Annotated in this window: 22 protein-coding genes; 13 read left to right on the forward strand and 9 right to left on the reverse strand. The window is 65.7% G+C overall.

The genetic code is table 11. From position 1 onward, the window contains the following. Nucleotides 1-32: 32 nt before the first annotated feature. Entirely contained in the window at nucleotides 33-1,757 is a 1,725-nt protein-coding gene (locus R4P57_RS03755; protein WP_317801501.1) for an acyl-CoA dehydrogenase family protein, read from the forward strand. 9 nt (nucleotides 1,758-1,766) lie between these two features. Here R4P57_RS03755 and R4P57_RS03760 read toward each other — a convergent pair whose 3' ends face one another. After that, a complete protein-coding gene (locus tag R4P57_RS03760) occupies nucleotides 1,767-2,375 on the reverse strand; it encodes a TetR/AcrR family transcriptional regulator (protein WP_411742280.1) in 609 nt (202 codons plus the stop codon). Between the two features lie 82 nt (nucleotides 2,376-2,457). Here R4P57_RS03760 and R4P57_RS03765 point away from each other — a divergent pair, with 82 nt between their 5' ends. Continuing rightward, a complete protein-coding gene (locus R4P57_RS03765) occupies nucleotides 2,458-3,912 on the forward strand; it encodes a DHA2 family efflux MFS transporter permease subunit (RefSeq protein WP_317801502.1) in 1,455 nt (484 codons plus the stop codon). Here the strand turns inward: R4P57_RS03765 and R4P57_RS03770 are convergent. Together R4P57_RS03770 and R4P57_RS03775 are read right to left on the reverse strand one after the other, a co-directional pair. Continuing rightward, nucleotides 3,875-4,315, reverse strand: a complete 441-nt coding sequence (locus R4P57_RS03770; RefSeq protein WP_317801503.1) for a ferritin-like domain-containing protein — start codon at nucleotides 4,313-4,315, stop codon at nucleotides 3,875-3,877. The two genes, R4P57_RS03765 and R4P57_RS03770, sit on opposite strands and share 38 nt — an antisense overlap. Further along, nucleotides 4,312-4,815: a hypothetical protein gene (locus R4P57_RS03775; protein ID WP_317801504.1), complete on the reverse strand. Its 504-nt coding sequence runs from the start codon at nucleotides 4,813-4,815 to the stop codon at nucleotides 4,312-4,314. The genes R4P57_RS03770 and R4P57_RS03775 overlap by 4 nt, the downstream gene beginning before the upstream one ends. A gap of 168 nt (nucleotides 4,816-4,983) precedes the next feature. Here R4P57_RS03775 and rimP point away from each other — a divergent pair, with 168 nt between their 5' ends. The 8 genes from rimP (at nucleotide 4,984) to R4P57_RS03815 (ending at nucleotide 13,334) form a co-directional block, all read left to right on the forward strand. Beyond that, nucleotides 4,984-5,559 carry a ribosome maturation factor RimP gene (rimP, locus tag R4P57_RS03780; RefSeq protein ID WP_317801505.1) on the forward strand — a complete coding sequence of 192 codons (576 nt, stop codon included), beginning with the start codon at nucleotides 4,984-4,986 and terminating at the stop codon, nucleotides 5,557-5,559. Next, nucleotides 5,556-6,563 (forward strand): transcription termination factor NusA, encoded by a 1,008-nt coding sequence (nusA, locus tag R4P57_RS03785; protein WP_121870110.1) that lies wholly within the window; start codon nucleotides 5,556-5,558, stop codon nucleotides 6,561-6,563. Before rimP ends, nusA begins: the two co-directional genes overlap by 4 nt. A gap of 96 nt (nucleotides 6,564-6,659) precedes the next feature. Beyond that, on the forward strand, nucleotides 6,660-6,992 hold the full coding sequence (locus tag R4P57_RS03790; RefSeq protein ID WP_317801506.1) for a YlxR family protein: 333 nt from the start codon (nucleotides 6,660-6,662) through the stop codon (nucleotides 6,990-6,992). A 97-nt stretch (nucleotides 6,993-7,089) separates the two neighbouring features. After that, nucleotides 7,090-9,996, forward strand: a complete 2,907-nt coding sequence (gene infB / locus R4P57_RS03795; RefSeq protein ID WP_317801507.1) for a translation initiation factor IF-2 — start codon at nucleotides 7,090-7,092, stop codon at nucleotides 9,994-9,996. Nucleotides 9,997-10,150: 154 nt separating this feature from the next. Then, on the forward strand, nucleotides 10,151-10,441 hold the full coding sequence (locus tag R4P57_RS03800; protein WP_068050194.1) for a DUF503 domain-containing protein: 291 nt from the start codon (nucleotides 10,151-10,153) through the stop codon (nucleotides 10,439-10,441). Between the two features lie 103 nt (nucleotides 10,442-10,544). Continuing rightward, nucleotides 10,545-11,009 carry a 30S ribosome-binding factor RbfA gene (gene rbfA, locus R4P57_RS03805; RefSeq protein WP_317801704.1) on the forward strand — a complete coding sequence of 155 codons (465 nt, stop codon included), beginning with the start codon at nucleotides 10,545-10,547 and terminating at the stop codon, nucleotides 11,007-11,009. A 1-nt stretch (nucleotide 11,010) separates the two neighbouring features. Then, nucleotides 11,011-12,009: a bifunctional oligoribonuclease/PAP phosphatase NrnA gene (locus R4P57_RS03810; protein ID WP_317801508.1), complete on the forward strand. Its 999-nt coding sequence runs from the start codon at nucleotides 11,011-11,013 to the stop codon at nucleotides 12,007-12,009. Beyond that, nucleotides 12,006-13,334 carry an MATE family efflux transporter gene (locus tag R4P57_RS03815; protein WP_317801509.1) on the forward strand — a complete coding sequence of 443 codons (1,329 nt, stop codon included), beginning with the start codon at nucleotides 12,006-12,008 and terminating at the stop codon, nucleotides 13,332-13,334. Before R4P57_RS03810 ends, R4P57_RS03815 begins: the two co-directional genes overlap by 4 nt. 7 nt (nucleotides 13,335-13,341) lie before the next feature. Here R4P57_RS03815 and R4P57_RS03820 read toward each other — a convergent pair whose 3' ends face one another. Genes R4P57_RS03820 through R4P57_RS03835 form a run of 4 tightly spaced genes read right to left on the reverse strand, consistent with a single transcriptional unit; the run spans nucleotide 13,342 to nucleotide 16,466 of the window. Continuing rightward, nucleotides 13,342-14,436, reverse strand: coding sequence for a sulfate/molybdate ABC transporter ATP-binding protein (locus R4P57_RS03820; RefSeq protein ID WP_317801510.1), 1,095 nt, complete (start codon nucleotides 14,434-14,436; stop codon nucleotides 13,342-13,344). Continuing rightward, nucleotides 14,433-15,263, reverse strand: coding sequence for an ABC transporter permease (locus R4P57_RS03825; RefSeq protein ID WP_317801511.1), 831 nt, complete (start codon nucleotides 15,261-15,263; stop codon nucleotides 14,433-14,435). The genes R4P57_RS03820 and R4P57_RS03825 overlap by 4 nt, the downstream gene beginning before the upstream one ends. Beyond that, entirely contained in the window at nucleotides 15,260-16,057 is a 798-nt protein-coding gene (gene modA / locus R4P57_RS03830; protein WP_411742281.1) for a molybdate ABC transporter substrate-binding protein, read from the reverse strand. Before modA ends, R4P57_RS03825 begins: the two co-directional genes overlap by 4 nt. 10 nt (nucleotides 16,058-16,067) lie before the next feature. Beyond that, the gene (locus R4P57_RS03835) at nucleotides 16,068-16,466 is read right to left on the reverse strand and encodes a molybdopterin-binding protein (protein ID WP_243593314.1); all 399 of its coding nucleotides are present in this window, start codon (nucleotides 16,464-16,466) and stop codon (nucleotides 16,068-16,070) included. A 242-nt stretch (nucleotides 16,467-16,708) separates the two neighbouring features. Here R4P57_RS03835 and R4P57_RS03840 point away from each other — a divergent pair, with 242 nt between their 5' ends. The 3 genes from R4P57_RS03840 to truB are packed head-to-tail and all read left to right on the forward strand — an operon-like array spanning nucleotide 16,709 to nucleotide 19,262. Continuing rightward, the gene (locus R4P57_RS03840) at nucleotides 16,709-17,632 is read left to right on the forward strand and encodes a metallophosphoesterase (protein WP_317801512.1); all 924 of its coding nucleotides are present in this window, start codon (nucleotides 16,709-16,711) and stop codon (nucleotides 17,630-17,632) included. After that, a complete protein-coding gene (locus tag R4P57_RS03845) occupies nucleotides 17,629-18,294 on the forward strand; it encodes a 4'-phosphopantetheinyl transferase (RefSeq protein WP_317801513.1) in 666 nt (221 codons plus the stop codon). Before R4P57_RS03840 ends, R4P57_RS03845 begins: the two co-directional genes overlap by 4 nt. Nucleotides 18,295-18,329: 35 nt before the next feature. Further along, a complete protein-coding gene (gene truB / locus R4P57_RS03850) occupies nucleotides 18,330-19,262 on the forward strand; it encodes a tRNA pseudouridine(55) synthase TruB (protein WP_317801514.1) in 933 nt (310 codons plus the stop codon). A 14-nt stretch (nucleotides 19,263-19,276) separates the two neighbouring features. On the opposite strand, the gene R4P57_RS03855 is transcribed toward truB, so the two are convergent. Continuing rightward, nucleotides 19,277-20,029, reverse strand: coding sequence for a metal-dependent transcriptional regulator (locus R4P57_RS03855; RefSeq protein WP_411742282.1), 753 nt, complete (start codon nucleotides 20,027-20,029; stop codon nucleotides 19,277-19,279). Between the two features lies 1 nt (nucleotide 20,030). Beyond that, complete coding sequence (locus tag R4P57_RS03860; protein WP_317801515.1) at nucleotides 20,031-20,903, reverse strand: metal ABC transporter permease; 873 nt, start codon at nucleotides 20,901-20,903, stop codon at nucleotides 20,031-20,033. Nucleotide 20,904: the final 1 nt, after the last annotated feature.

The raw sequence follows: 20,904 nt of genomic DNA on the forward strand, positions 1-20,904 counted from the left end.
GCTTCGGGTCAACGACTATGAGAGGTCACCACGTGTCTCACTATGCGCTGTTCGATCCCACAACCTTCGATCCGGCCGAGCTCGACGGCGACTCTCGTCGACAGCTGCGCGCCTTGATCGAGTGGTTCGAGAATCGAGGCAAGGCCAGGCTGCTCGCGGACGATCTCGATGCAGTCTGGCCCGCGGACTTCATCGAGTTCGTCGCCGAGCAGAAGCTGTTCGCAACCTTCTCCACGCCCGCCGCCTATGCGGACGGATCGGCGAACACGCGATGGGACGCTGCTCGCAATGCAGCGCTGAGCGAGGTTCTCGGGTTCTACGGTCTGGCCTACTGGTACACCTGGCAGGTCACCGTGCTGGGTCTCGGCCCCATCTGGATGAGTGCCAACGACGACGCCAAACGCCGCGCCGCGCGCGAGCTGGACCGCGGCGGTGTGATGGCGTTCGGGCTGTCCGAGCGCGCACACGGAGCCGACGTCTACTCCACCGACATGCTGTTGACGCCCGCGTCGGAGGACTCCGAGCTCGAGTTCACCGCGTCGGGGGAGAAGTACTACATCGGGAACGGCAACGTGGCGGGCATGGTCTCGGTGTTCGGCCGACGCACCGACGTCGACGGATCCGACTCGTATGTGTTCTTCGTGGCCGACAGCGCGCACCCGGCCTATCGGCTTCGCGAGAGCGTCGTCCACGGGCAGATGTACGTCAGCACGTTCGCGCTCGAGAACTACCCCGTCCGGAAACAGGACATCCTGCACACCGGTGCCGACGCATTCTCGGCTGCACTGAACACCGTCAACGTCGGAAAGTTCAACCTGTGCACCGGATCCATCGGCATCTGTGAGCACGCGTTCTACGAGGCGATCACACACGCGAACAACAGAATTCTGTACGGCAATCGCGTCACCGACTTCCCGCACGTCCGCAGCGCATTCGTCGACGCATACTCCCGGCTGATCGCCATGAAGCTGTTCAGCGCGCGGGCGCTGGACTACTTCCGTGCCGCGGGACCCGAAGACCGGCGATACCTGCTGTTCAATCCGATGACCAAGGCGAAGGTGACCTCCGAGGGCGAAACGGTCGTTCGTCTGTTGCACGACGTCATCGCGGCCAAAGGGTACGAAAAGAACACCTACTTCCGTGAAGCCGCCCAGCTGATCGGAACACTGCCGAAGCTCGAAGGCACGGTGCACGTCAACGTGGCGCTGATGCTCAAATTCATGCCGGCGTACATGTTCTCGCCCACCGACTACCCGGACGTCGGTACCCTGACCGAGCCGATCGACGACAGCTTCTTCTTCGCGCAGGGGCCGGCCCGTGGCGCGAGCTCTGTCCGGTTCCATGATTGGAACCCGCTGTACCGCAAGCACTCCGGGATACCCAACGTAGGACGGTTCTACGAGCAGGCACAGGCGTTCAGATCGTTTCTTCAGGACTGTGCGCCCGACGAAGCGCAGCAGAAGGATCTCGATTTTCTTCTCGTGGTGGGGCACCTGTTCTCACTCGTCGTCTACGGCCATCTCGTGCTCGAACAAGCCGACGAGATCTCGCCCGAGATGATGGACCAGATCTTCGACTTCCAGATCAGAGACTTCTCCGGCTACGCCGTCGCGTTGTACGGAAAGCCCTCATCGTCTGCGGCGCAACAGAAGTGGGCTCTCGACGCGATACGCAAGCCGGTGGTCGATACGGGTCGATTCGATGCGGTGTGGAACGAGGTCGCCTCTTACGACGGCCGGTACGAGATGCGTCCCTAGCTCTGACGCTCAGCCGGGGTCGGCCGGAACCAGCGTGGTTCCGAACGCGCACATCGTCATCTCCTGCAGTCCGGCGCTGTCGTTCGGATGCTCGAGTGCCTGCATCGACATGAGGACGTTGAGCAGCATCCCGTGCGCGATGAACTGCCGTGCCTGATCCTCGGAACAACCTGTGCCGTCGCGTATCTGGCTGTAGATGGCACCCATTCCCTCCCGGGCCGCCCGGCCGATCTCGGGTACCGCGCCTGCGCCGAATCCGTGCATCATGACCATCAGCAGGTCGCGATCGGCCACCAGATCGGCGTAGGCGGAACCGAGACTCGCCCAGGTGCTGTCGTCGTCGGGGTCGAGCGGGCCCGCCGCCAGCACGGCATCGAACGCGGCCATGATGCCGTCGACGGAGCGTTGGAACACCATGAGAAACAACTCGACCTTGGTGCCGAACATTCGGACCACGTACGGCTGAGAGACACCTGCTTCCTTCGCGACTGCATCGGTACTGGTGCCGGCGTAGCCCCCGCGCGCGAACGCGCGCATCGCCGCGTCGAGGACGAGCTCTCGGCGGTCGGCCGCATCCATACGGGTGGCTTTGGGCTTGGGCACTGAGGCGTCGGACATGTTGACAGGTTATCAGTCGATAACTTACGGTGTCGAATAAGTAATCATTCGATGCTTACAAGCTTGAGACGGGACGACCCCAATGACCGCCACAGCCTCTCCACCTGCAGTGCAGCCCGCCACTCGAAACGTTCCCGTGTGGCTCGGCATCCTCGCGGCATCTCTGCCGATGTTCATGGCAACGCTCGACAATCTGGTGATGACCAGCGCACTCCCGGTCATTCAGCAGGATCTGAACGCCTCCGTCGGACAACTGCAGTGGTTCCTCAACGCCTATACCCTCAGCTTCGCCACGTTCATGCTCACGGCGGCGACGCTCGGCGACAGATGGGGCAGACGCGCGGTGTTCCTCGGCGGAATCGCTGTTTTCACCGCCGCCTCGGTGGCCAGTGCGCTCGCTGCCACTCCAGCGATGCTCATTGCGGCGCGCGCCGTGCAAGGAATCGGTGCCGCCGCGATCATGCCGTTGTCGCTGGCGCTGCTCGCCGCGGTGGTGCCGGTGGGCAAGCGCGCGATGGCAATCGGGATCTGGGGTGGAGTCTCCGGACTCGGCGTCGCGCTGGGGCCGGTGGTCGGCGGAGCCGTGGTCGACGGGATTTCCTGGCAGGCGATCTTCTGGATCAACGTACCGGTGGCCCTCGTCGCAGTTCCGCTGGCGTACATCGCGCTGAAGGAAACCGCAGGGCGTATCCAACCGCTCGATCTGCTCGGCGTTGTCCTCGCGGGTGGCGGTGTCTTCCTCCTGGTGTGGGCGGTGGTGCACGGCAACGACGACGGGTGGGCGTCGGCCACGGTGCTCGCCGGCTTCATCGGCTCGGCGGTGCTGCTCGTCGTCTTCGTTCTGCGTGCCTCGCGCACCCGGCACTCGGTACTGCCGCTTGCACTCTTTCGTTCGCGCAGCTTCACCCTCGCCAACATCATCGGAATCACGTTCTCGCTCGGCATGTTCGGGGCGGTGTTCCTCCTCGCGCAGTACCTGCAGATCGTGATGAACTACACGCCGTTCCAGGCAGGCCTACGCACGCTGCCGTGGACTGCCGCGCCGATGGTGGTCGCACCGATCGCAGGTCTGCTCGCCGAGCGCGTCGGACTGCGTGGGTTGTTGGTCGGCGGTCTGTCGCTGCAGTCGGTCTCGCTCGTGTGGATGGCACTGATTCTGGGACCCGACACCGAGTACCTGTCGATGGTCCCGGCGCTGCTGATGGCCGGAGTGGGCATGGGACTGACGTTCGCTCCGTCCGCCACCGCAGTGCTGCGGGACATGAAGGACGACGATCACGCCACCGCGAGCAGTGCGAACTCCACCGTGCGAGAGGTGGGTATCGCGCTCGGCATCGCAGTACTGACAGCAGTGTTCATCGGAGCCGGTGGATCACTGACGCCCACCGGTTACACCGACGCCTTGGCACCCGCCCTGCTCGTCGGCGCAGGGGCGGTGGCGATCGGACTCGTGGCGGCGCTGTTCATGCCGGGACGTTCCGCCGGACCGGCGGAAGCGCTCACGGTTGGCCGGGAAATGCCGTCGACGACGGAATGACGCCCAGAATTTGCTGCCACGTCGCGAGGCGAACCGCAGCGTCGGTCAACGCCTGCACTCCCATGTCGCGGGTCGCTCCCGACCGGCTGCGTTCGATCAGCGAACGCCACGCGATGCTCGTGTCGATCTCGGCCTGCGCGGCCAACTGCGCAGCCGAGATCGCGTCGGTCACCGGGAACGGGGAGGCGTACGCCGGATCAGGCAGTGGCACAGTGACGCTCGCCGCCTGGAGTGCATCGATGGTCGCGTCTCGGCGCGTGCGGTGAGCGGCAGTGTTCGACGCCACCACCTCGGCGCGAGTGGGGTTGGAGAACGCCGCGACGACGCCGTAGGCGAACACCGCCGCGTACTCGGCGTGGAGTGCATCGACGAGGCCTTGCTGTTCCGGACCGAGATCGCTCATGCCAGAACCACCAGGGCCGAGACAGTGCACGAGGCGCTGATCGAACCGAGAAGGCCGGCCCGGTAACCGCTTTCGTTGCGCGCCGCATCTGCTGCGCTGCGAGCAGAGGAGGTCAACATCTCCCGCACTGCGGCGAGATCGGGCGGCGGCGTCGTGGGAGCGGGTGTAGTGGTGGCCGTAACCGACGACGTATCGGTCGAGGCACCGGTGGCGCGGGCGATCTCGGTGTCGAGCGCATCGGCGTGCTCGGTCCGCTGCGCCGCAACGATCCCGAGTGCGGCTGCGTACTCGGGGATCACCGTCGATGCCGCGGTGGCATCCGCGGCATCGGCGCGGGCTGCGCGCAACTGTGCGGTCAGGGTATCGAGGGCAGGACCCGAGATCGTCTCTTGGCTGCAGGCCGCAACACTCGACACGGTGGCCGCGGACAGAGCAGCGACACCGGCGAGTCGGAACAACCCGCGGCGACTGAGCGCGAAGGGGACGGTCGGCGTTGGCACTCCGATATCGTGCCAGACCGCAGCCCTCGCACGTGCCGTGCCCGGGTGTCGCGTCGGCCGATCGTGGTCACGAGCAGTGTCTGCGGGGCGGTAGGCTGTTGGTTCACCAAACGCAGTCCGGCTGCCGTACGCCGGATCGCCCACAACTACACACGAGGAGTTCGCGACATGCCTGTTCCGTCCAAGGAAAGGGTTGTCGAACTGCTCGCCGACCTCGTTCGAGAACGGGGTTACGACCTCGAAGACGTGAACGTTGTCGCCGCAGGAAAGCACAGTGCAGTCCGGATCATGGTCGATCGCGAAGAGGGAATCGACCTCGACGCGCTCCCCGAACTGAGCCGCGAGATCTCGGATGCCTTCGATGCCGTGACGGACTTCGGGGAAGCTCCGTACACCCTCGAAGTGACCACCCCCGGAATCGACCGCCCGCTGACCGAGGCTCGACATTGGCGTCGTTCCCGCGGACGCAAGGTGCGTATCGAACTCGCCGACGGCAAGTTCGACGGTCGCGTCGGTGTGCTCGACGGTGATTCGGTCACCGTGGTGATCAAGGAGAAGGGTGTGCTGTCGACGCGCTCCGTTGCGCTGTCCGATGTTGTGAAAGCTGTTGTACAGGTGGAGTTCTCGCGGCCCAGTGCCGAAGAGATGGACCTGGCGGGTGGCGTGGTCGGCAGTAGGCCGTCACCCGCGAACACCGATGAGATCGTGGACGTGGAAGCACCGGAAGAAGGGTCGGACAAGTGAATATCGACATCGCCGCATTGCGTGCCATCGAGGCGGACAAGGGAATTCCGATCGAGATGGTGATCTCGACGATTCAGACCGCATTGCTGACGGCCTACCGGCACACCGAGGGGCACCAGTCCAACGCGTGGATCGACGTCGACCGCAAGACCGGATCCGTTCGGGTGATGGCCAAGGAGCTCGACGCCGACGGCAATCTGATCTCCGAGTGGGACGACACCCCGGAAGGCTTCGGACGCATCGCGGCGACCACGGCGCGTCAGGTCATCCTGCAGCGCCTACGCGACGCCGAGCACGAGCGGTCGTTCGGCGAGTACTCCACGCACGAGGGTGAGATCGTCAACGGTGTCATCCAGCGCGACACGCGCGCCAACGCCAAGGGCACCGTCATCGTCCGCATCGGCAGTGACGCCAACGGAGCCGACGGCCTCCTGCCGCCCGCCGAGCAGGTGCCGGGTGAGAGCTACGAGCACGGCGAACGCATCAAGTGCTACGTCGTCGGAGTCGCCCGGGGCAACCGGGGCCCGCAGATCACGCTGTCGCGCACCCATCCGAATCTGGTGCGCAAGCTGTTCGCCCTCGAGGTGCCCGAGATCGCCGACGGTTCGGTCGACATCGTGGCAGTGGCCCGTGAGTCGGGACACCGCTCGAAGATCGCCGTCGCGTCCACCGTGTCCGGTCTGAACGCCAAGGGTGCCTGCATCGGACCGATGGGGCAGCGCGTGCGCAACGTGATGAGCGAACTGGCAGGCGAGAAGATCGACATCATCGACTTCGACGAGGACCCGGCCACGTTCGTCGGAAATGCTCTTTCCCCGTCGAAGGTCGTCTCGGTGACCGTCGTCGACGCGGCCGCTCGTGCGGCCCGTGTCGTGGTTCCCGAGTACCAGCTTTCTCTGGCCATCGGCAAGGAAGGGCAGAACGCTCGACTTGCCGCCCGATTGACCGGTTGGCGCATCGACATCCGCAGCGATGCGGCGGCACCCGAGACGACCAGCGCGTAGGGCCGGAATGCGGAGTTCGGGGCAATACAGCGGTAGAGTGGTCGATGGTTCGGTAACGACCTCTCCGCCCAGGGGCATGAACGCGAGTATCCGGTAGTGACAAGCCGGCCGATTCGTACATGCATCGGGTGCAGGGAGCGAGTGCCGGCCACCGATCTGTTGAGGATCGTGGTTCGAGAAGCTGGTTCGCACGAATTCGCTCTCGTCCCCGACGTCCGGCATTCGATGTCCGGCCGTGGTGCGTGGTTGCACTACAGCCGAGAATGCCTGCACAATGCGGAACGACGCCGAGTCTTCGGTCGCGCGTTTCGGATATCGGGAAATGTGGAATCGTCCGCAGTGACAGTCGTGCTCGACGAGTACGAACAGCTGCAGGCCGAGGACACGACAAGAGCAACACCCGTCGACAAGAACAGGCAACAGCACTGATGAGCACACCGTGAAGCACCAACGATGAACGTCCATCGGAGATAACCCGAGGTCGTGCGGGCACCAAGCCTCGCTCGGCCTCTCAGTGAGGAGAGCAGTGGCAGGCAAGGCCCGCGTGCACGAGTTGGCTAAAGAACTCGGTGTCACCAGCAAGGAACTACTCGCACGGCTCAAAGAGCAAGGCGAGTTCGTCAAGTCCGCATCATCCACAGTCGAAGCCCCTGTGGCACGTCGACTGCGTGAATCCTTCCCGTCCGAGAACACGGACGCGTCGGCACCCGCCGCATCTGCACCGAACGGTCGCGCAGCGGCCGATCGCGCAGCAGGCAGCACGGCGAAGCCGGGCGCAGCGAAACCGGGCGGACCCCGTCCCGGCCCCAAGCCGGTATCCCGTCCGGCAGAGCCGGAAGCACCCGCAGCGCAAGCCCCCGTGGAGGCAGCACCGGCTGCACCCGCAACTCCGGCTGCCGCACCGGCTCCGGCCCCAGCAGCGCCCACCGCTGCGCCTGCAGCGCCCGCCGCTCCGGTCGAGCAGGCTCCGGCCGCGTCGGCTGCTACCAGCGACGCTGCACCGGCCCCGGCAGCTCCCAAGCCCGCAGGTCCCGGCCCCAAGCCCGGCCCGAAGGCTCCGCGTGTCGGTAACAACCCGTACTCCTCGGCTCCCGTGGAGCGACCGGCTCCCCGGCCCGCTCCCGGTGCTCCGCGCCCCGGTGGCGGACGACCCGCTCCCGGACAGGGTGGGCCTCGTCCCGCTACACCGTCCGGTGGCAGTCGTCCGGCTCCCGGGCAGGGTGGGCCTCGTCCCGCACCGGGCCAGGCCGGACCTCGTCCGAGCCCCGGCTCGATGCCTCCTCGCCCCAACCCCGGTGCCATGCCGACCCGTTCGGCACGTCCCAGCCCCGCAGCAGGTCGTCCCGGTCGTCCGGGTGGCGCTCCGGGCGGACGTCCCGGTGGCGGTGCCGGTGGCGGTGGCTACCGCGGCGGCGGTGCTCCCGGCGCTCCCGGTGGTGCCCCCGCAGGCGGTGCCCCCGCAGGTGGTTTCCGCGGTCGTCCCGGCGGCGGTGGACGCCCCGGTCAGCGCGGCGCAGCAGCAGGTGCATTCGGTCGTCCCGGCGGAGCAGTTCGTCGTGGCCGCAAGTCGAAGCGGGCGAAACGCGCCGAGTACGAGAGCATGCAAGCTCCCGCAGTCGGCGGCGTCAGGCTGCCCCGCGGCAACGGTGAGACCATCCGTCTCGCCCGCGGCGCATCGCTGTCGGACTTCGCGGACAAGATCGACGCGAACCCGGCCGCACTGGTGCAGGCCCTGTTCAACCTCGGCGAGATGGTCACCGCGACGCAGTCCGTCAACGACGAGACGTTGGAGCTTCTCGGCGGCGAGATGAACTACGTTGTTCAGGTCGTCAGTCCTGAGGACGAAGATCGTGAGCTGCTCGACTCGTTCGACCTCACCTACGGCGAGGATGCCGGCGGCGAGGAAGATCTGGAACAGCGTCCCCCGGTGGTCACCGTCATGGGCCACGTCGATCACGGTAAGACGCGACTGCTCGACTCGATTCGCAACACCACGGTGCGCGAAGGCGAGGCCGGCGGAATCACGCAGCACATCGGTGCTTACCAGGTGCTGACCGAGCTCGAAGGCAACGAACGTCTCGTGACGTTCATCGACACCCCCGGTCACGAGGCCTTCACGGCCATGCGTGCCCGTGGTGCCAAGGCCACCGACCTCGCGATCCTGGTGGTCGCAGCCGACGACGGCGTCATGCCACAGACGGTGGAGGCCATCAACCACGCCCAGGCAGCCGACGTGCCGATCGTGGTCGCGGTGAACAAGATCGACAAGGAAGGCGCGAACCCGGACAAGATCCGGCAGCAGCTCACCGAATACGGTCTGGTCGCCGAGGAATACGGCGGCGAGACGATGTTCGTCGACATCTCCGCCAAGCAGGGCACCAACATCGATGCTCTTCTCGAAGCGGTGCTGCTGACGGCCGACGCGTCGCTCGATCTGCGCGCCAACCCGGACATGGACGCTCAGGGTGTCGCCATCGAGGCGCACCTCGACCGTGGTCGTGGCCCGGTCGCGACCGTGCTCATCGCTCGCGGAACGTTGCGTGTCGGTGACTCGATCGTCGCCGGTGACGCATACGGACGCGTTCGTCGGATGGTCGACGAGCACGGCGAGGACGTCACCGAAGCGATGCCGTCCCGTCCCGTGCAGGTCATCGGCTTCACGTCGGTGCCCGGTGCAGGCGACAACCTGTTGGTCGTCGACGAGGACCGGATCGCCCGTCAGATCGCCGACCGTCGAAACGCACGTAAGCGCAATGCTCTGGCAGCCAAGAGCCGCAAGCGCATCAGCCTCGACGATCTCGATGCAGCTCTGAAGGAGACTTCGCAGCTCAACTTGATCCTCAAGGGTGACAACTCGGGAACCGTGGAAGCGCTCGAAGAGGCGCTGCTCGGTATCGAGATCGACGACGAGGTCGAACTGCGCGTGATCGACCGCGGTGTCGGTGGCGTCACGGAGACCAACGTCAACCTGGCGTCGGCATCCAACGCGATCATCATCGGCTTCAACGTTCGAGCGGAAGGCAAAGCCACCGAGCTTGCCAACCGCGAAGGCGTCGACATCCGGTACTACTCGGTGATCTACCAGGCCATCGACGAGATCGAGAAGGCCCTCAAGGGCATGCTCAAGCCGGTGTACGAAGAGGTTGCCCTCGGGCAGGCCGAGATCCGCGCGCTGTTCCGTTCCTCCAAGGTCGGAAACATCGCCGGTTGCCTCGTCACCTCCGGTACGATCCGTCGCAACGCCAAGGCGCGACTCATCCGAGACAGTGCCGTTGTCGCGGAAACCGTCACGATCTCCTCGCTCCGCCGCGAGAAGGACGACGCGACGGAGGTCCGTGAGGGCTACGAGTGTGGTTTGACGGTGACGTACTCCGACATCAAGGTGGGCGATGTCATCGAGGCGTACGAACTCCGTGAAAAGCCGCGCGACTAGAACAGATGCGGAGCCGTTCGGCTCCGCATCCGGTCGCGTCGGCTCGGTGGTGAAGCCAGGGGAGTGACACTGCGCTCCGACTTTCGAGCCGGTGGTGGTACGACAGATGTACCGCCACCGGCTTTGTCGTCGAAGCTGATCGAAGGACGTCAGCGTGTATCTGGGTGCTCTGGAGTTGGACGTGTTGTTGGGGGATGTGCGTTCGCTCGCCGAGAAACGGTCGATGGTGGAACCGGTACTCGGCGACTTGCAACGGCTGGGAGTCTCGGCTGCCGAAACCGGTGAGCGAGAACGTATTCGGCGGTCCCTGCTGGGGGTTGCCGCGGCCGGTACCGATGTCGACCTACTGCACGACAAACTGGACGAGTGCGAACGGCATGTCGCCGAACGCCACGATCTGGAACTGTTGGCAGTACGCCGGAGAATCTTCGGACCCGAGGATTGATCCGGGAAGTCCGCCGAGCACTGCTCGGCAGACGTGAAGTGCACAACCGCCGCTACGTCGGAACAGAATCGACGTTCGGCCATGAAAGAGGAGTGTGATTGTCGTGGTGGATCAGGCCAGGGCTCGTAAGTTGTCCAAGCGAATCGCCGCCATCGTTGCAACGGCGATCGATCACGAGATCAAGGATCCACGGCTGGCATTCGTGACCATCACCGATACCAAGGTGACCGCCGACCTGCACGATGCCACGGTCTACTACACCGTGATGGGTGAAGATCTCGATACTCCGCCCGATCTGCAGGCTGCCGCGGCAGGGCTGGAGAAGGCCAAGGGTGTGCTGCGCTCGAAGGTCGGAGCCGGAACGGGCGTGCGGTACACACCGACTTTGACGTTCGTGACCGATACGGTGCCCGACACCGCGCGCCACATGGAAGATCTTCTCGAACGCGCCCGCGTGGCCGACGAGGAACTGGCCCGTGCCCGTGCGAACGCCAAGCCCGCCGGGGACGCGGACCCGTACAAAGCTCCGCGCGAAGCCGCAGACGTCGAGCCCGCCGAAGCCGACTGACATGTCCGATGGTTCGGGGTCGGTGTCGGAGACCGACGAGGATCTGGCTCAGGCGATCGAGATGCTCGAACGGGCATCCTCGGTGACCGTGCTGTGTCACGTCCAGCCCGATGCCGACACGATCGGTAGTGGGCTTGCGCTCGGTTCGGTACTCGAACGTCGCGGCGCGACCGTCCAGGTGGCGTTCGCTGCACCGGCGTCCCTGCCCGAGTCGATGGACGAACTGCCCGGTCGGCACCTTCTGGTCGACGCCGACCAGGTCACCGACACCGTAGACCTGGTGGTCACGGTCGATGCCGGAAGTCGGGGTCGGCTGGGTTCGCTGGGTGACCGACTCGACACGGCGTCGGCCAGCCTCGTCATCGATCACCACCGCAGCAACACTCGATTCGGAACGCTGAACGTGGTGCATGCATCCGCCGAATCCACCACCGCCGTGATCGCGCGTCTGTTCGATCAGTGGGGCGTCGAGATCGATGCCGATCTCGCTCACCTGCTGTTCGCGGGCTTGGTCACCGACACCGGTTCGTTCCGCTGGGTTCGCCCGGGTTCTCATCTGCTGGCCGAGAGATTGTTGGCCACGGGCATCGACGGCGCTCACATCGCCCGCAAGCTACTCGACACTCACCCGTTCGATTGGCTGCCGATGCTCGGGTCCGTGCTCGGTTCGGCATCCTTGATTCCCGACGCAGCGGACGGACGAGGTCTGGTGTACGCCGTCATTCGGAGCGAGGATTCGGCCGGATTGCGGTCCGAGGAGATCGAGAGCGTGATCGACATCGTGCGCACCACCTCCGAAGCCGAGGTGGCCGCAGTGCTCAAGCAACAGGACTTCGGCTCTGTCTGGGTGGTCTCCCTGCGCTCGAAGACCGAGGTCGACGTCTCGGCAGTGGCGTGTGAACTCGGCGGCGGCGGGCACCGCAATGCAGCCGGCTACACCGCGACCGGCGACCTGCCCGACGTGATCGATGCGCTGCGCGGGGCCCTTTCGGCGTCGTGAGCTCCACTCCGGTCACCGCTCGAAAAATTCTCGGTCTGTCGCTGCCCTCCCTCGGCGTCCTCGCCGCCGAACCTCTCTACCTGTTGTTCGATGCCGCCGTGGTCGGCAGGCTGGGTGCCGTGGCCCTTGCAGGCCTGGCGATCGGCGGGCTCGTGCTGGCCCAGGTCAGCACCCAGCTGACCTTTCTGTCCTACGGCACGACCGCGCGAGCGGCTCGCATGCACGGTGCCGGTCGCGAACGTGATGCCGTCGGCGAGGGTGTGCAGGCAACCTGGTTGGCCTTCGCGATCGGTATCGCCATCGTCGCGGTGATGCAGCTCGCGGCCGAGCCCGTGGTGTCGGTGCTCACCGGCGGCGGCGACATCGCCCCCGAGGCCGTCGCGTGGCTGCGGGTGGCTCTGCTCGGTGTCCCGTTCATCCTGGTATCTCTGGCCGGAAACGGATGGATGCGCGGAGTCCAGAACACGGTGACCCCATTGCGTTTCGTCGTGTTCGGCTTCGGTGTGTCGGCGGTTCTGTGCCCACTTCTGGTTCATGGGTTGCTCGGATTCCCGCGTCTGGAGCTGGTGGGATCGGCCGTGGCCAATGTGATCGGGCAAGGCGTCGCCGGTGCGCTGTTCGTCGGCGCAGTCGTGCGAGCGAGCACCGAATTGCGCCCGCGCTGGTCGGTGATGCGCGCGCAATTGGTGCTGGGCCGCGACCTGATCGTGCGCAGCCTGGCCTTCCAGGCCTGCTTCCTCTCGGCCGCCGCCGTCGCGTCGCGCTTCGGAGCAGCCTCGGTCGCCGCCAACCAGGTGGTGCTGCACATGTGGAACCTGGTGTCGTTGATGCTCGATTCCTTGGCAATCGCCGCTCAGACGCTGGTCGGGGCCGCCCTGGGCGCAAGCAGGATCGATGATGCACGCGCACTGGCGTGGCGATTGACGGCATGGTCGACGGTGTTCGCGGTAGTCCTCGCCGGCGTGTTCGCCGTCGGGCGCTCGTTCGTCCCGGAGTTGTTCACCACCGACGCGTCGGTCATCGACGAGATGCATGCGATCTGGTGGATCTTCGTCGCAATCATTCCCATTGCGGGAGTGGTGTTCGCGTTGGATGGAGTGCTGCTCGGCAGTGGTGACGCTGCTTTTCTGCGGAATGCGACCATGGCGTGCGCCGTCGTGGGCTTTCTGCCGTTCATCTGGTCGGCTCTGGTGTTCGACTGGGGGTTGGTCGGGATCTGGATAGGGCTCGGCGTCTTCGTCGCCCTGCGCATGCTCGCGGTCGCGGGCCGGGTGCTGTCCGGTAAGTGGCTGGTGATCGGCAGCGACCGCCAACTACGCCACTGACTATCGGTCAGGGCTGCGAGGGTAGAGCGGGGTGCAATGCCACCTCACGGCTCTTGACGACGAAGAACACGCTGCGGCCGGGCTCGAGCCCGAGATCCGATACCGCAGCAGGGGTGATGTCGGCGGCCACGCCGGGAGACCCGTCGGGCTGCGGACGTGACCGAACACGAATGCCGGAGCCCTGCACCTCCATCTCCTCGATCACCACCTCGAACACGTTCCGGGGGCTGGCGTGTGGGGCAGTCGGGTGTATCGACACGGCGGCGGGGGAGAACACCGCTACCAGTGGAGTTCCAGTGGAATGACGCCCGGAGCCGTGGACCGTCACTCCCCATTTTGTGGTCAGGGACGTCGAGTCGTCGGCATCGACAGCCCGTCCCGACATCAGGTTCACCCCGGCGATGCGGGCACCGAATTCGCTGCGAGGGGCGGTCAGGACGTCGGTGACCGACCCTCGCTCGACGACGCGCCCACCATCGACGACCGCGACGGAATCGGCGAGGGCAACGACGTCGAGCAGATCGTGGGTCACGATCAAGGCCGTGCGGCCGCTCTCGCGCAACACTGTGCGCAGCACTCGCCGAATGCCCGGTGCAGTATCGACGTCCAGTGCGGCCAGGGGTTCGTCGAGCAACAGCAGGCGCGGATCGGCCGCAAGAGCGCGCGCGATGGCGATACGTTGGGCCTGACCGCCGGACAGCTGTGCAGGGCGGCGATCGGCCAGGTGGGAGGCTCCGACCGCGTCCAGCCAGGTATCGGCGACCGCTCGCGCGGTGGCGCGGTTCGCGCCGGTGCTGCGTGGTGCGAAGGCCACGTTCGTGCGAGCGTCCATGTGCGGAAACAGCAGAGCTTCCTGCGCGAGGGTCGCGACGCCTCGCGCGTGAATCGGCACGACGGTGTTCGAGGCGGTGTCGGTCAACACGTCCTCGCCGAGTCGGACGATTCCGTCGTCGGGTGCCACCACGCCCGAGACGAGCTGCAGCAGTGTCGATTTGCCTGCCCCGTTCGGCCCGAGGATGGCGACCGTCTCACCCTCGCGAGCATCCAGTTCGAGATCGACGCCGCGAACGCCGAGGGTGGCTCTGACGTGTAGTGAATTCACAGCGATCCCGACGACCGTGTGCCGCGCGCGGTGACGACGACGAGTGCCGCGACGAGAATCAGCACCAGTGACAGCGCCACCGCGGCATCGGGGTCGCTCTCGCGTTGCAGATAGATTTCCAGAGGCAGCGTCCTGGTCACGCCCTCGAGGGAGCCGGCGAAGGTCAACGTCGCTCCGAATTCTCCGAGTGCGCGTGCGAAGGCGAGAACGATTCCTGATAGCAGTCCGGGAAGAATCAACGGAACGGTGACTCGCCGTAGGACGGTGGTGGGGGTGGCACCCAGGGTCGCAGCCACCACGTCGTACCGGTCACCGGCCGTGCGCAACGCGCCCTCGACGCTGACGACGAGGAAAGGTAGCGACACGAACACCTGCGCCAATACGACGGCCGAGGTGGTGAATGCGATCCGAATCCCGAAGGCATCGAGATGTTCGCCGAGCAGCCCTTGGCGTCCGAAGGTGTAGAGCAGCGCGATGCCGCCGACCACCGGGGGCAGAACCAAGGGCAGGACGACGAGAGAGCGAAGGATCGAGAGCCCTCGAATCGAGCTGCGCGAGAGCACGATTGCCATCGGCACACCCAGAAGCACGCACACTGCGGTGCTGGCCGTCGCCGTTTTCAGGCTGAGGATCAGCGCCGCGACAGCGGATTCGGAGGTGACGAGCCCGAGAAAATTCGACCAATCGATTCGGGTGAACATCGCGGCCAGCGGCAACACGACGAGCAGTGCGCCCACGGCGGCCGGTGCGTATATCCACAGCGGTACTCCGACGGTCGGACGGGGCTCTGCCGTGGACCGCCCGCCGTCGGCGGCTCGAGCGGTCACGGTGCCGCGAAGCCGGCTCGACCGAGCACGTCTCGCCCGACGGGTCCGGTGACGAACTCGGTGAACGCGCGTGCTGTGTCGGGATTGCCGGAACCGCTCAGTGTTGCGATCGGGTAGGTGTTGACGGCCTCGCTCGACTCCTCGAAGGGCACCGCGGTCACGGCCTCGCCTGCTCCGGCAGCGTCGGTGACGTAGACCAGTCCGGCATCGGCCTGCCCCGAGGTGACCTTGCCCAGCACGTCGGTGACCGAGGATTCCTCGCTCACGGCCGGGACGAGCGTGCCGGTGGCGGTCTCGACCGCTGCCGTCGCCGCGCCGCACGGCACCTGGGGGGCGCAGATCACGGTGAGGACGTCGGGGTTCGCCAGATCGGCGAACGATGTGATGCCGTCCGGGTTTCCGGGGGCGGTCACGATGGTCAGAGTGTTGGACGCGAAGTCGACGGGATTGCCCGCCACCAGGCCCTCGTCGACCGTCTGGGTCATGTTCTTCGTATCCGCGGAGGCGAAGACGTCGGCAGGCGCGCCGGAGCTCAGCTGCGCGGCAAGATCGGATGAGCCCGCGAAACTGAACTCCACCGAGATGCCGGGGTGTTCGGCCTCGAATCGAGTACCGAGATCGGTGAACGTCGACCGAAGCGATGCTGCGGCGAAGACCGTGATCTCGCCTTCGACTGCGTTGCCGCCCGAGTCCACATCGGGTGTTCTCGAATCGGCCTGCGAGCTGCACCCGACGAGCATCAGGGTGGCTGCAACCACCAGCGCGGTTGCCGGGCGCAGTGTCTTCACGAGCATCTCCTGTGTTCTACGGTGTCTCGACGATGACGGTGGTCGCCTTGACGACAGCGACGGTGACCTTGCCGGGCTCCAGCCCCAGTTCGCGAACCGATCGGGTGCTCATCAGGGACACGATCGTGAACGGCCCGCACTGCATGCTCACCTCGCTCATCACCGCGTCCGAGACGACCTCGGTGACCAACCCCACGAGCCGGTTGCGGGCGGAGCTGCCGCCCGACGAGATCTCCGGCGGGGGGACGGCGTGTTCGCGTGCGTAGTCGGCCAGGTCCCGGCCGGCGATGACCTTGCGTCCGGTCTCGTCCTCGAGCGAGGGGAGCGCGCCGCTGTCGATCCATCTGCGTACGGTGTCGTCACTGACGCCGAGGAGCGCTGCGGCGTCTCGAACGCGGACCGGGGGCACTGTCATCGACACGCCGCCCGAGCAAACATCCGCAAACAAGTCATGATCGGCACCCTATACCCGAATCTGCGGACGTTTGGACCCGATCCTGTGTTCGGTGAGCAGCAACGTCCGCCCGTTGGCCGGGTTGCCGATTCACCCCGCCCGGATACGCCGAGGAATCTGCATGGAGTATTGGACGTTGGTACGTTCTCGGACGGTTCTGGCGATTCGACGCCGGCGGCCGAGCGCATCGGAAGGAATTTTCAGTGGCAGCGAAGCTGTGTGCAGTGAGCGACATTCACGTCGGACATCGGGGCAACCGACCCGTGACCGAGGACATCTTTCCCGAATCGCCCGACGACTGGCTGATCGTTGCCGGCGACGTGTCGGAGAAGACCGACGACATCAAGTGGGCGCTCGAACTGCTCCGTAGCCGTTTCGCGAAAGTCATCTGGGTTCCCGGAAACCACGAGCTGTGGACGACGGTGAAAGATCCTGTCCAGATCCACGGGGCAGCTCGATACGAGTACCTGGTCAACCTGTGCCGCGAGATCGACGTCGTCACCCCCGAGGACCCGTATCTGCGGTGGGAGGGTGAGGGTGGCCCGGCGACGATCGTGCCGATGTTCCTGCTCTACGACTACACGTTCCTGCCGCGGGGAGCGAGAGACAAGGAACACGGACTGGCGATCGCACGTGAGAAGAACGTCGTCGCCACCGACGAATTCCTGCTGTCCCCGCAGCCGTACGCGACGCGCGACGCCTGGTGTCATGCGCGGATCGACGCCACCCGGGAGCGTCTCGATGCGTTGGACACCTCCGTTCCCACCGTGTTGATCAACCACTTCCCGATGGTTCGGCAGCCGACCGAGGTGCTGTTCTATCCGGAGTTCGCGCTGTGGTGTGGGTCCACGCTGACGGCGGATTGGCATACGCGGTACAACGCGATCTGCTCGGTGTACGGGCACCTGCACATCCCGCGGACGACCTATTACGACGGCGTTCGCTTCGAGGAGGTGTCGGTGGGCTACCCGCGCGAATGGCAGCGCCGTGGCCTGCCGAAGAACGTTCTGCGCCAGATTCTTCCGGTCCCCGAGTATCCGCCGGGTGCGTTGAACAAGTGGGGCGGGCACTTCACGGTGACGCCCGAGATGGAGGCAGAGGTAGAGAAGATGAGGGCAGGCAAGTGATCGAATCCATACTTCCCAACGGCGTCGTCTCGGCCGAATTGTTCACGGATCCACCGGGTTTGACGCCACATCCGCTCGAAGCACCGCTGGTGGCCAAGGCGGTGGACAAGCGTAAGCGTGAGTTCACCTCGGCTCGACACTGTGCGCGCGTGGCAATGGAGAAGTTGGGCGTGGAGCCGGCGCCGATCATGCGCGGTAAGTCCGGAGCCCCGCAGTGGCCGAAGGGTGTGGTCGGATCGTTGACGCACTGCGACGGTTATCGCGGTGCGGTGTTGGCCTACTCGATGCAGGTTCGATCGGTGGGAATCGACGCCGAGCCGCACGGGCCCTTGCCCGATGGGGTACTCGGGGCAGTGAGCCTGGAGGCCGAACGCGAGTGGCTCGCGACCGTCGGCCGCGAGGACGTGCACTGGGATCGAGTGTTGTTCTGCGCCAAGGAAGCGACGTACAAGGCCTGGGAGCCGTTGACCGGACGCTGGCTCGGCTTCGAGGACGCACACATCACCTTCGAGCGCACCGGCTCCGGGGACGACATTTCGGGAACGTTCTATTCCGAGCTGCTGGTGCCGGGGGACACTGTGTCCGGGCCGCCGTTGCGGGCTTTCGACGGTCGATGGATGGTGGCGGGCGGTCTGGTGATGACCGCGATCTCGGTGATGTGACGAACGGCTCCGCGAGCCTGGCACAATGCTCTCTCGTGAGTGCTCGCGAAAAGATTTCGTCCGGTCTCGTCGGTGCCGGCCTGCTTGTGGTCGACAAGGGGCCGGGGGTGACGAGCCACGATGTGGTGGCGTCGTGCCGAAAACTGTTGCGCACCAGGAAGGTCGGCCATGCTGGGACCCTGGATCCCATGGCGACCGGCGTGCTCGTACTCGGCGTGGAGCGAGCGACCAAGATGCTGGGATTGCTCTCGCTGACCACCAAGTCGTACACCGCGACCATCCGGCTCGGACGTAGCACGACGACCGACGACGCCGAGGGCGACGTCCTGACCGACGTCTCGGCCGCGCATGTCTCGGACACCGAAATCTCGACCGCGATCGCCGCCCTGACCGGCGATATCGAGCAGGTGCCTGCCAGCGTCAGCGCCATCAAGGTCGACGGGCAACGTGCCCACAAATTGTCCCGCGCAGGTGAGGAGTTCACACTCGCCGCCCGCAAGGTCAGCGTCACCCGATTCGACGTGACGGCCAGGCGCGATGTGGTGGAGAACGACGCCACGTTCGTCGACCTCGACGTCGAGGTGGACTGCACGTCGGGGACGTATGTACGGGCCCTGGCGCGCGACCTCGGCGTGGCGCTCGGCGTCGGCGGCCACCTGACCGTGCTGCGCCGCACTCGCGTCGGACCCTTCACCCTCGACCATGCGCGGACTCTCGAAGATCTGGCCGAGGACCCGGCCGTCAGCCTGGACATCGACCAGGCGGCGCGAACAGCCTTTCCACACCGGCAGATCGACGCAGGTGAGGCGGAATCGTTGAGCCAGGGACGGTGGCTGGATCCGATCGGACTCGACGGGGTGTACGCGGCGGTCGATCCAACGGGTCACACCATCGCTCTGCTCCAGGAGAAGGGCAAGCGCGCCAGTTCGGTCATGGTCGTGCGGCCGGCGACCTTGCGCGGGCACTGAAGCGATCCCGGCGATCAGTTCGCCGGAACCATCCAGATCGCCTCGGCGGCGCGGTGGCCGAGGTCGATGGAATCGGTGGCGTCGGTGCGGGCGAGCTCGATGGCGACGGTGCCTGCGTAGTCGCGTCGTTCGACCACCGTGATCGGCAGGTCCAGCGTGATGCCGACGGAATCGAAGTAGCGGAGCATCGCCGGATCCGAGTCGGAAATTCTGGCGACTCGGCCGGATTGTCCGTCGAGGTACTCGCTCAGGCGGGTCGCGGACGGAGTCTCGATCGCACCGTCGACCGACGGGATCGGGTCGCCGTGCGGATCCCGTTCGGGGTGGCCCAGTTTGGCGTCGATTCGATCCATCATCAGATCCGAGACGGCATGTTCGAGAATCTCGGCCTCGTCGTGCACTTCGTCCCAGCCGTAACCCAGTTCTCGGACCAGGTAGGTCTCGATCAGACGGTGCCGACGCACCATCCCTATGGCCGCCAGGCGACCCTTCTCGGTCAGTGAGATGGCTCCGTAGCGAGCGTGGTCGACCATGCCCTGGTCGGCCAGCTTGCGAATCGCCTCGGACACCGTCGAGGCGGACACACCGATGCGCTCGGAGAGCATCTTGGTGCTGACGGAGTCCTCGCTCCACTCGCTGGCCGTCCAGATGACCTTGAGGTAATCCTGCGCAACCGCGGACAGCTGGACGCCCTCGTCGGCCGGTGCGGGATCGTCTTTTCGTTGCGCCACGTCGCCGAGCTTAGGCAATCCAATGGAAAAACACATCTCACCCGGCCGGAGCTACCGGCACCTGTCCGCGTTGCCGCAGTGCGCGGATCACGATGCCCTGAGAGGGGCTGAACAGGTAGGCAAGAACGAAGACGAGTCCCTGGGTGAGCACGACGCTGCCGCCGGAGGACACATCGAGGTAGAAGCTGGCGTAGATCCCCACCAGCGCACAACCCACCGAAATGAGCGGTGCCAGCACCAACATGCGGCCGAAGCTGTGCGTGAGCAGATAGGCGGACGCACCGGGAGTGATGAGCATCGCCACCACGAGGATGACGCCGACGGCCTGGAGCGCGACCACGGTCGTCAGAGCGAGCAGGGTCAGCATCACGGCCGAGATCACCGTCGGGTTGATACCGACGGCGCGGGCCTGGGTGCGGTCGAAGGCGAAGAGAGTGAAGTCCCGACGCTTGACGATCATGACGGCCAACGCGATGCCGCCGAGGACGAAGACCTGGACCATGTCTGCCTGCGAGACTCCGAGCAGATTGCCGAACAGGATGTGGTTGAGGTCGATCTGGCTCGGAAACTTCGAGATCAGGACGACGCCGAGCGCGAACAAGGTGGTGAAGACGACTCCGATGGCGGCGTCCTCCTTGACGATGGTGGTGTTGCGAACGACTCCGATGGCACCGACCGCGATGAGGGCGAACAGAAGAGCTCCGATCGCGAACGGTGCCCCGAACAGGTACGAGAGCGCGACACCGGGCAGAACGGCATGTGAGACCGCGTCGCCCATCAGCGACCACCCGATGAGGACGAGCCAGCAGCTGAGGACCGCGCACACTATCGAGGCGGTGACGGTCACCAGGAGGGCTCGCTGCATGAAGGTGTACTCGAGTGGGTCCACGAGAAAATCGATCAGATACACG

This window comes from Rhodococcus sp. IEGM 1330 (assembly GCF_033142445.1).
GTDB lineage: Bacteria > Actinomycetota > Actinomycetes > Mycobacteriales > Mycobacteriaceae > Rhodococcoides.

Bases quoted from the DNA above. Each gene is read 5' to 3' on its own strand.
- R4P57_RS03760 (WP_411742280.1), bottom strand. From the start codon at position 2,375: ATGTCCGACGCCTCAGTGCCCAAGCCCAAAGCCACCCGTATGGATGCG.
- R4P57_RS03765 (WP_317801502.1), top strand. From the start codon at position 2,458: ATGACCGCCACAGCCTCTCCACCTGCAGTGCAGCCCGCCACTCGAAAC.
- R4P57_RS03770 (WP_317801503.1), bottom strand. From the start codon at position 4,315: ATGAGCGATCTCGGTCCGGAACAGCAAGGCCTCGTCGATGCACTCCAC.
- rimP (WP_317801505.1), top strand. From the start codon at position 4,984: ATGCCTGTTCCGTCCAAGGAAAGGGTTGTCGAACTGCTCGCCGACCTC.
- R4P57_RS03810 (WP_317801508.1), top strand. From the start codon at position 11,011: ATGTCCGATGGTTCGGGGTCGGTGTCGGAGACCGACGAGGATCTGGCT.
- modA (WP_411742281.1), bottom strand. From the start codon at position 16,057: ATGCTCGTGAAGACACTGCGCCCGGCAACCGCGCTGGTGGTTGCAGCC.
- R4P57_RS03835 (WP_243593314.1), bottom strand. From the start codon at position 16,466: ATGACAGTGCCCCCGGTCCGCGTTCGAGACGCCGCAGCGCTCCTCGGC.
- R4P57_RS03855 (WP_411742282.1), bottom strand. From the start codon at position 20,029: ATGTGTTTTTCCATTGGATTGCCTAAGCTCGGCGACGTGGCGCAACGA.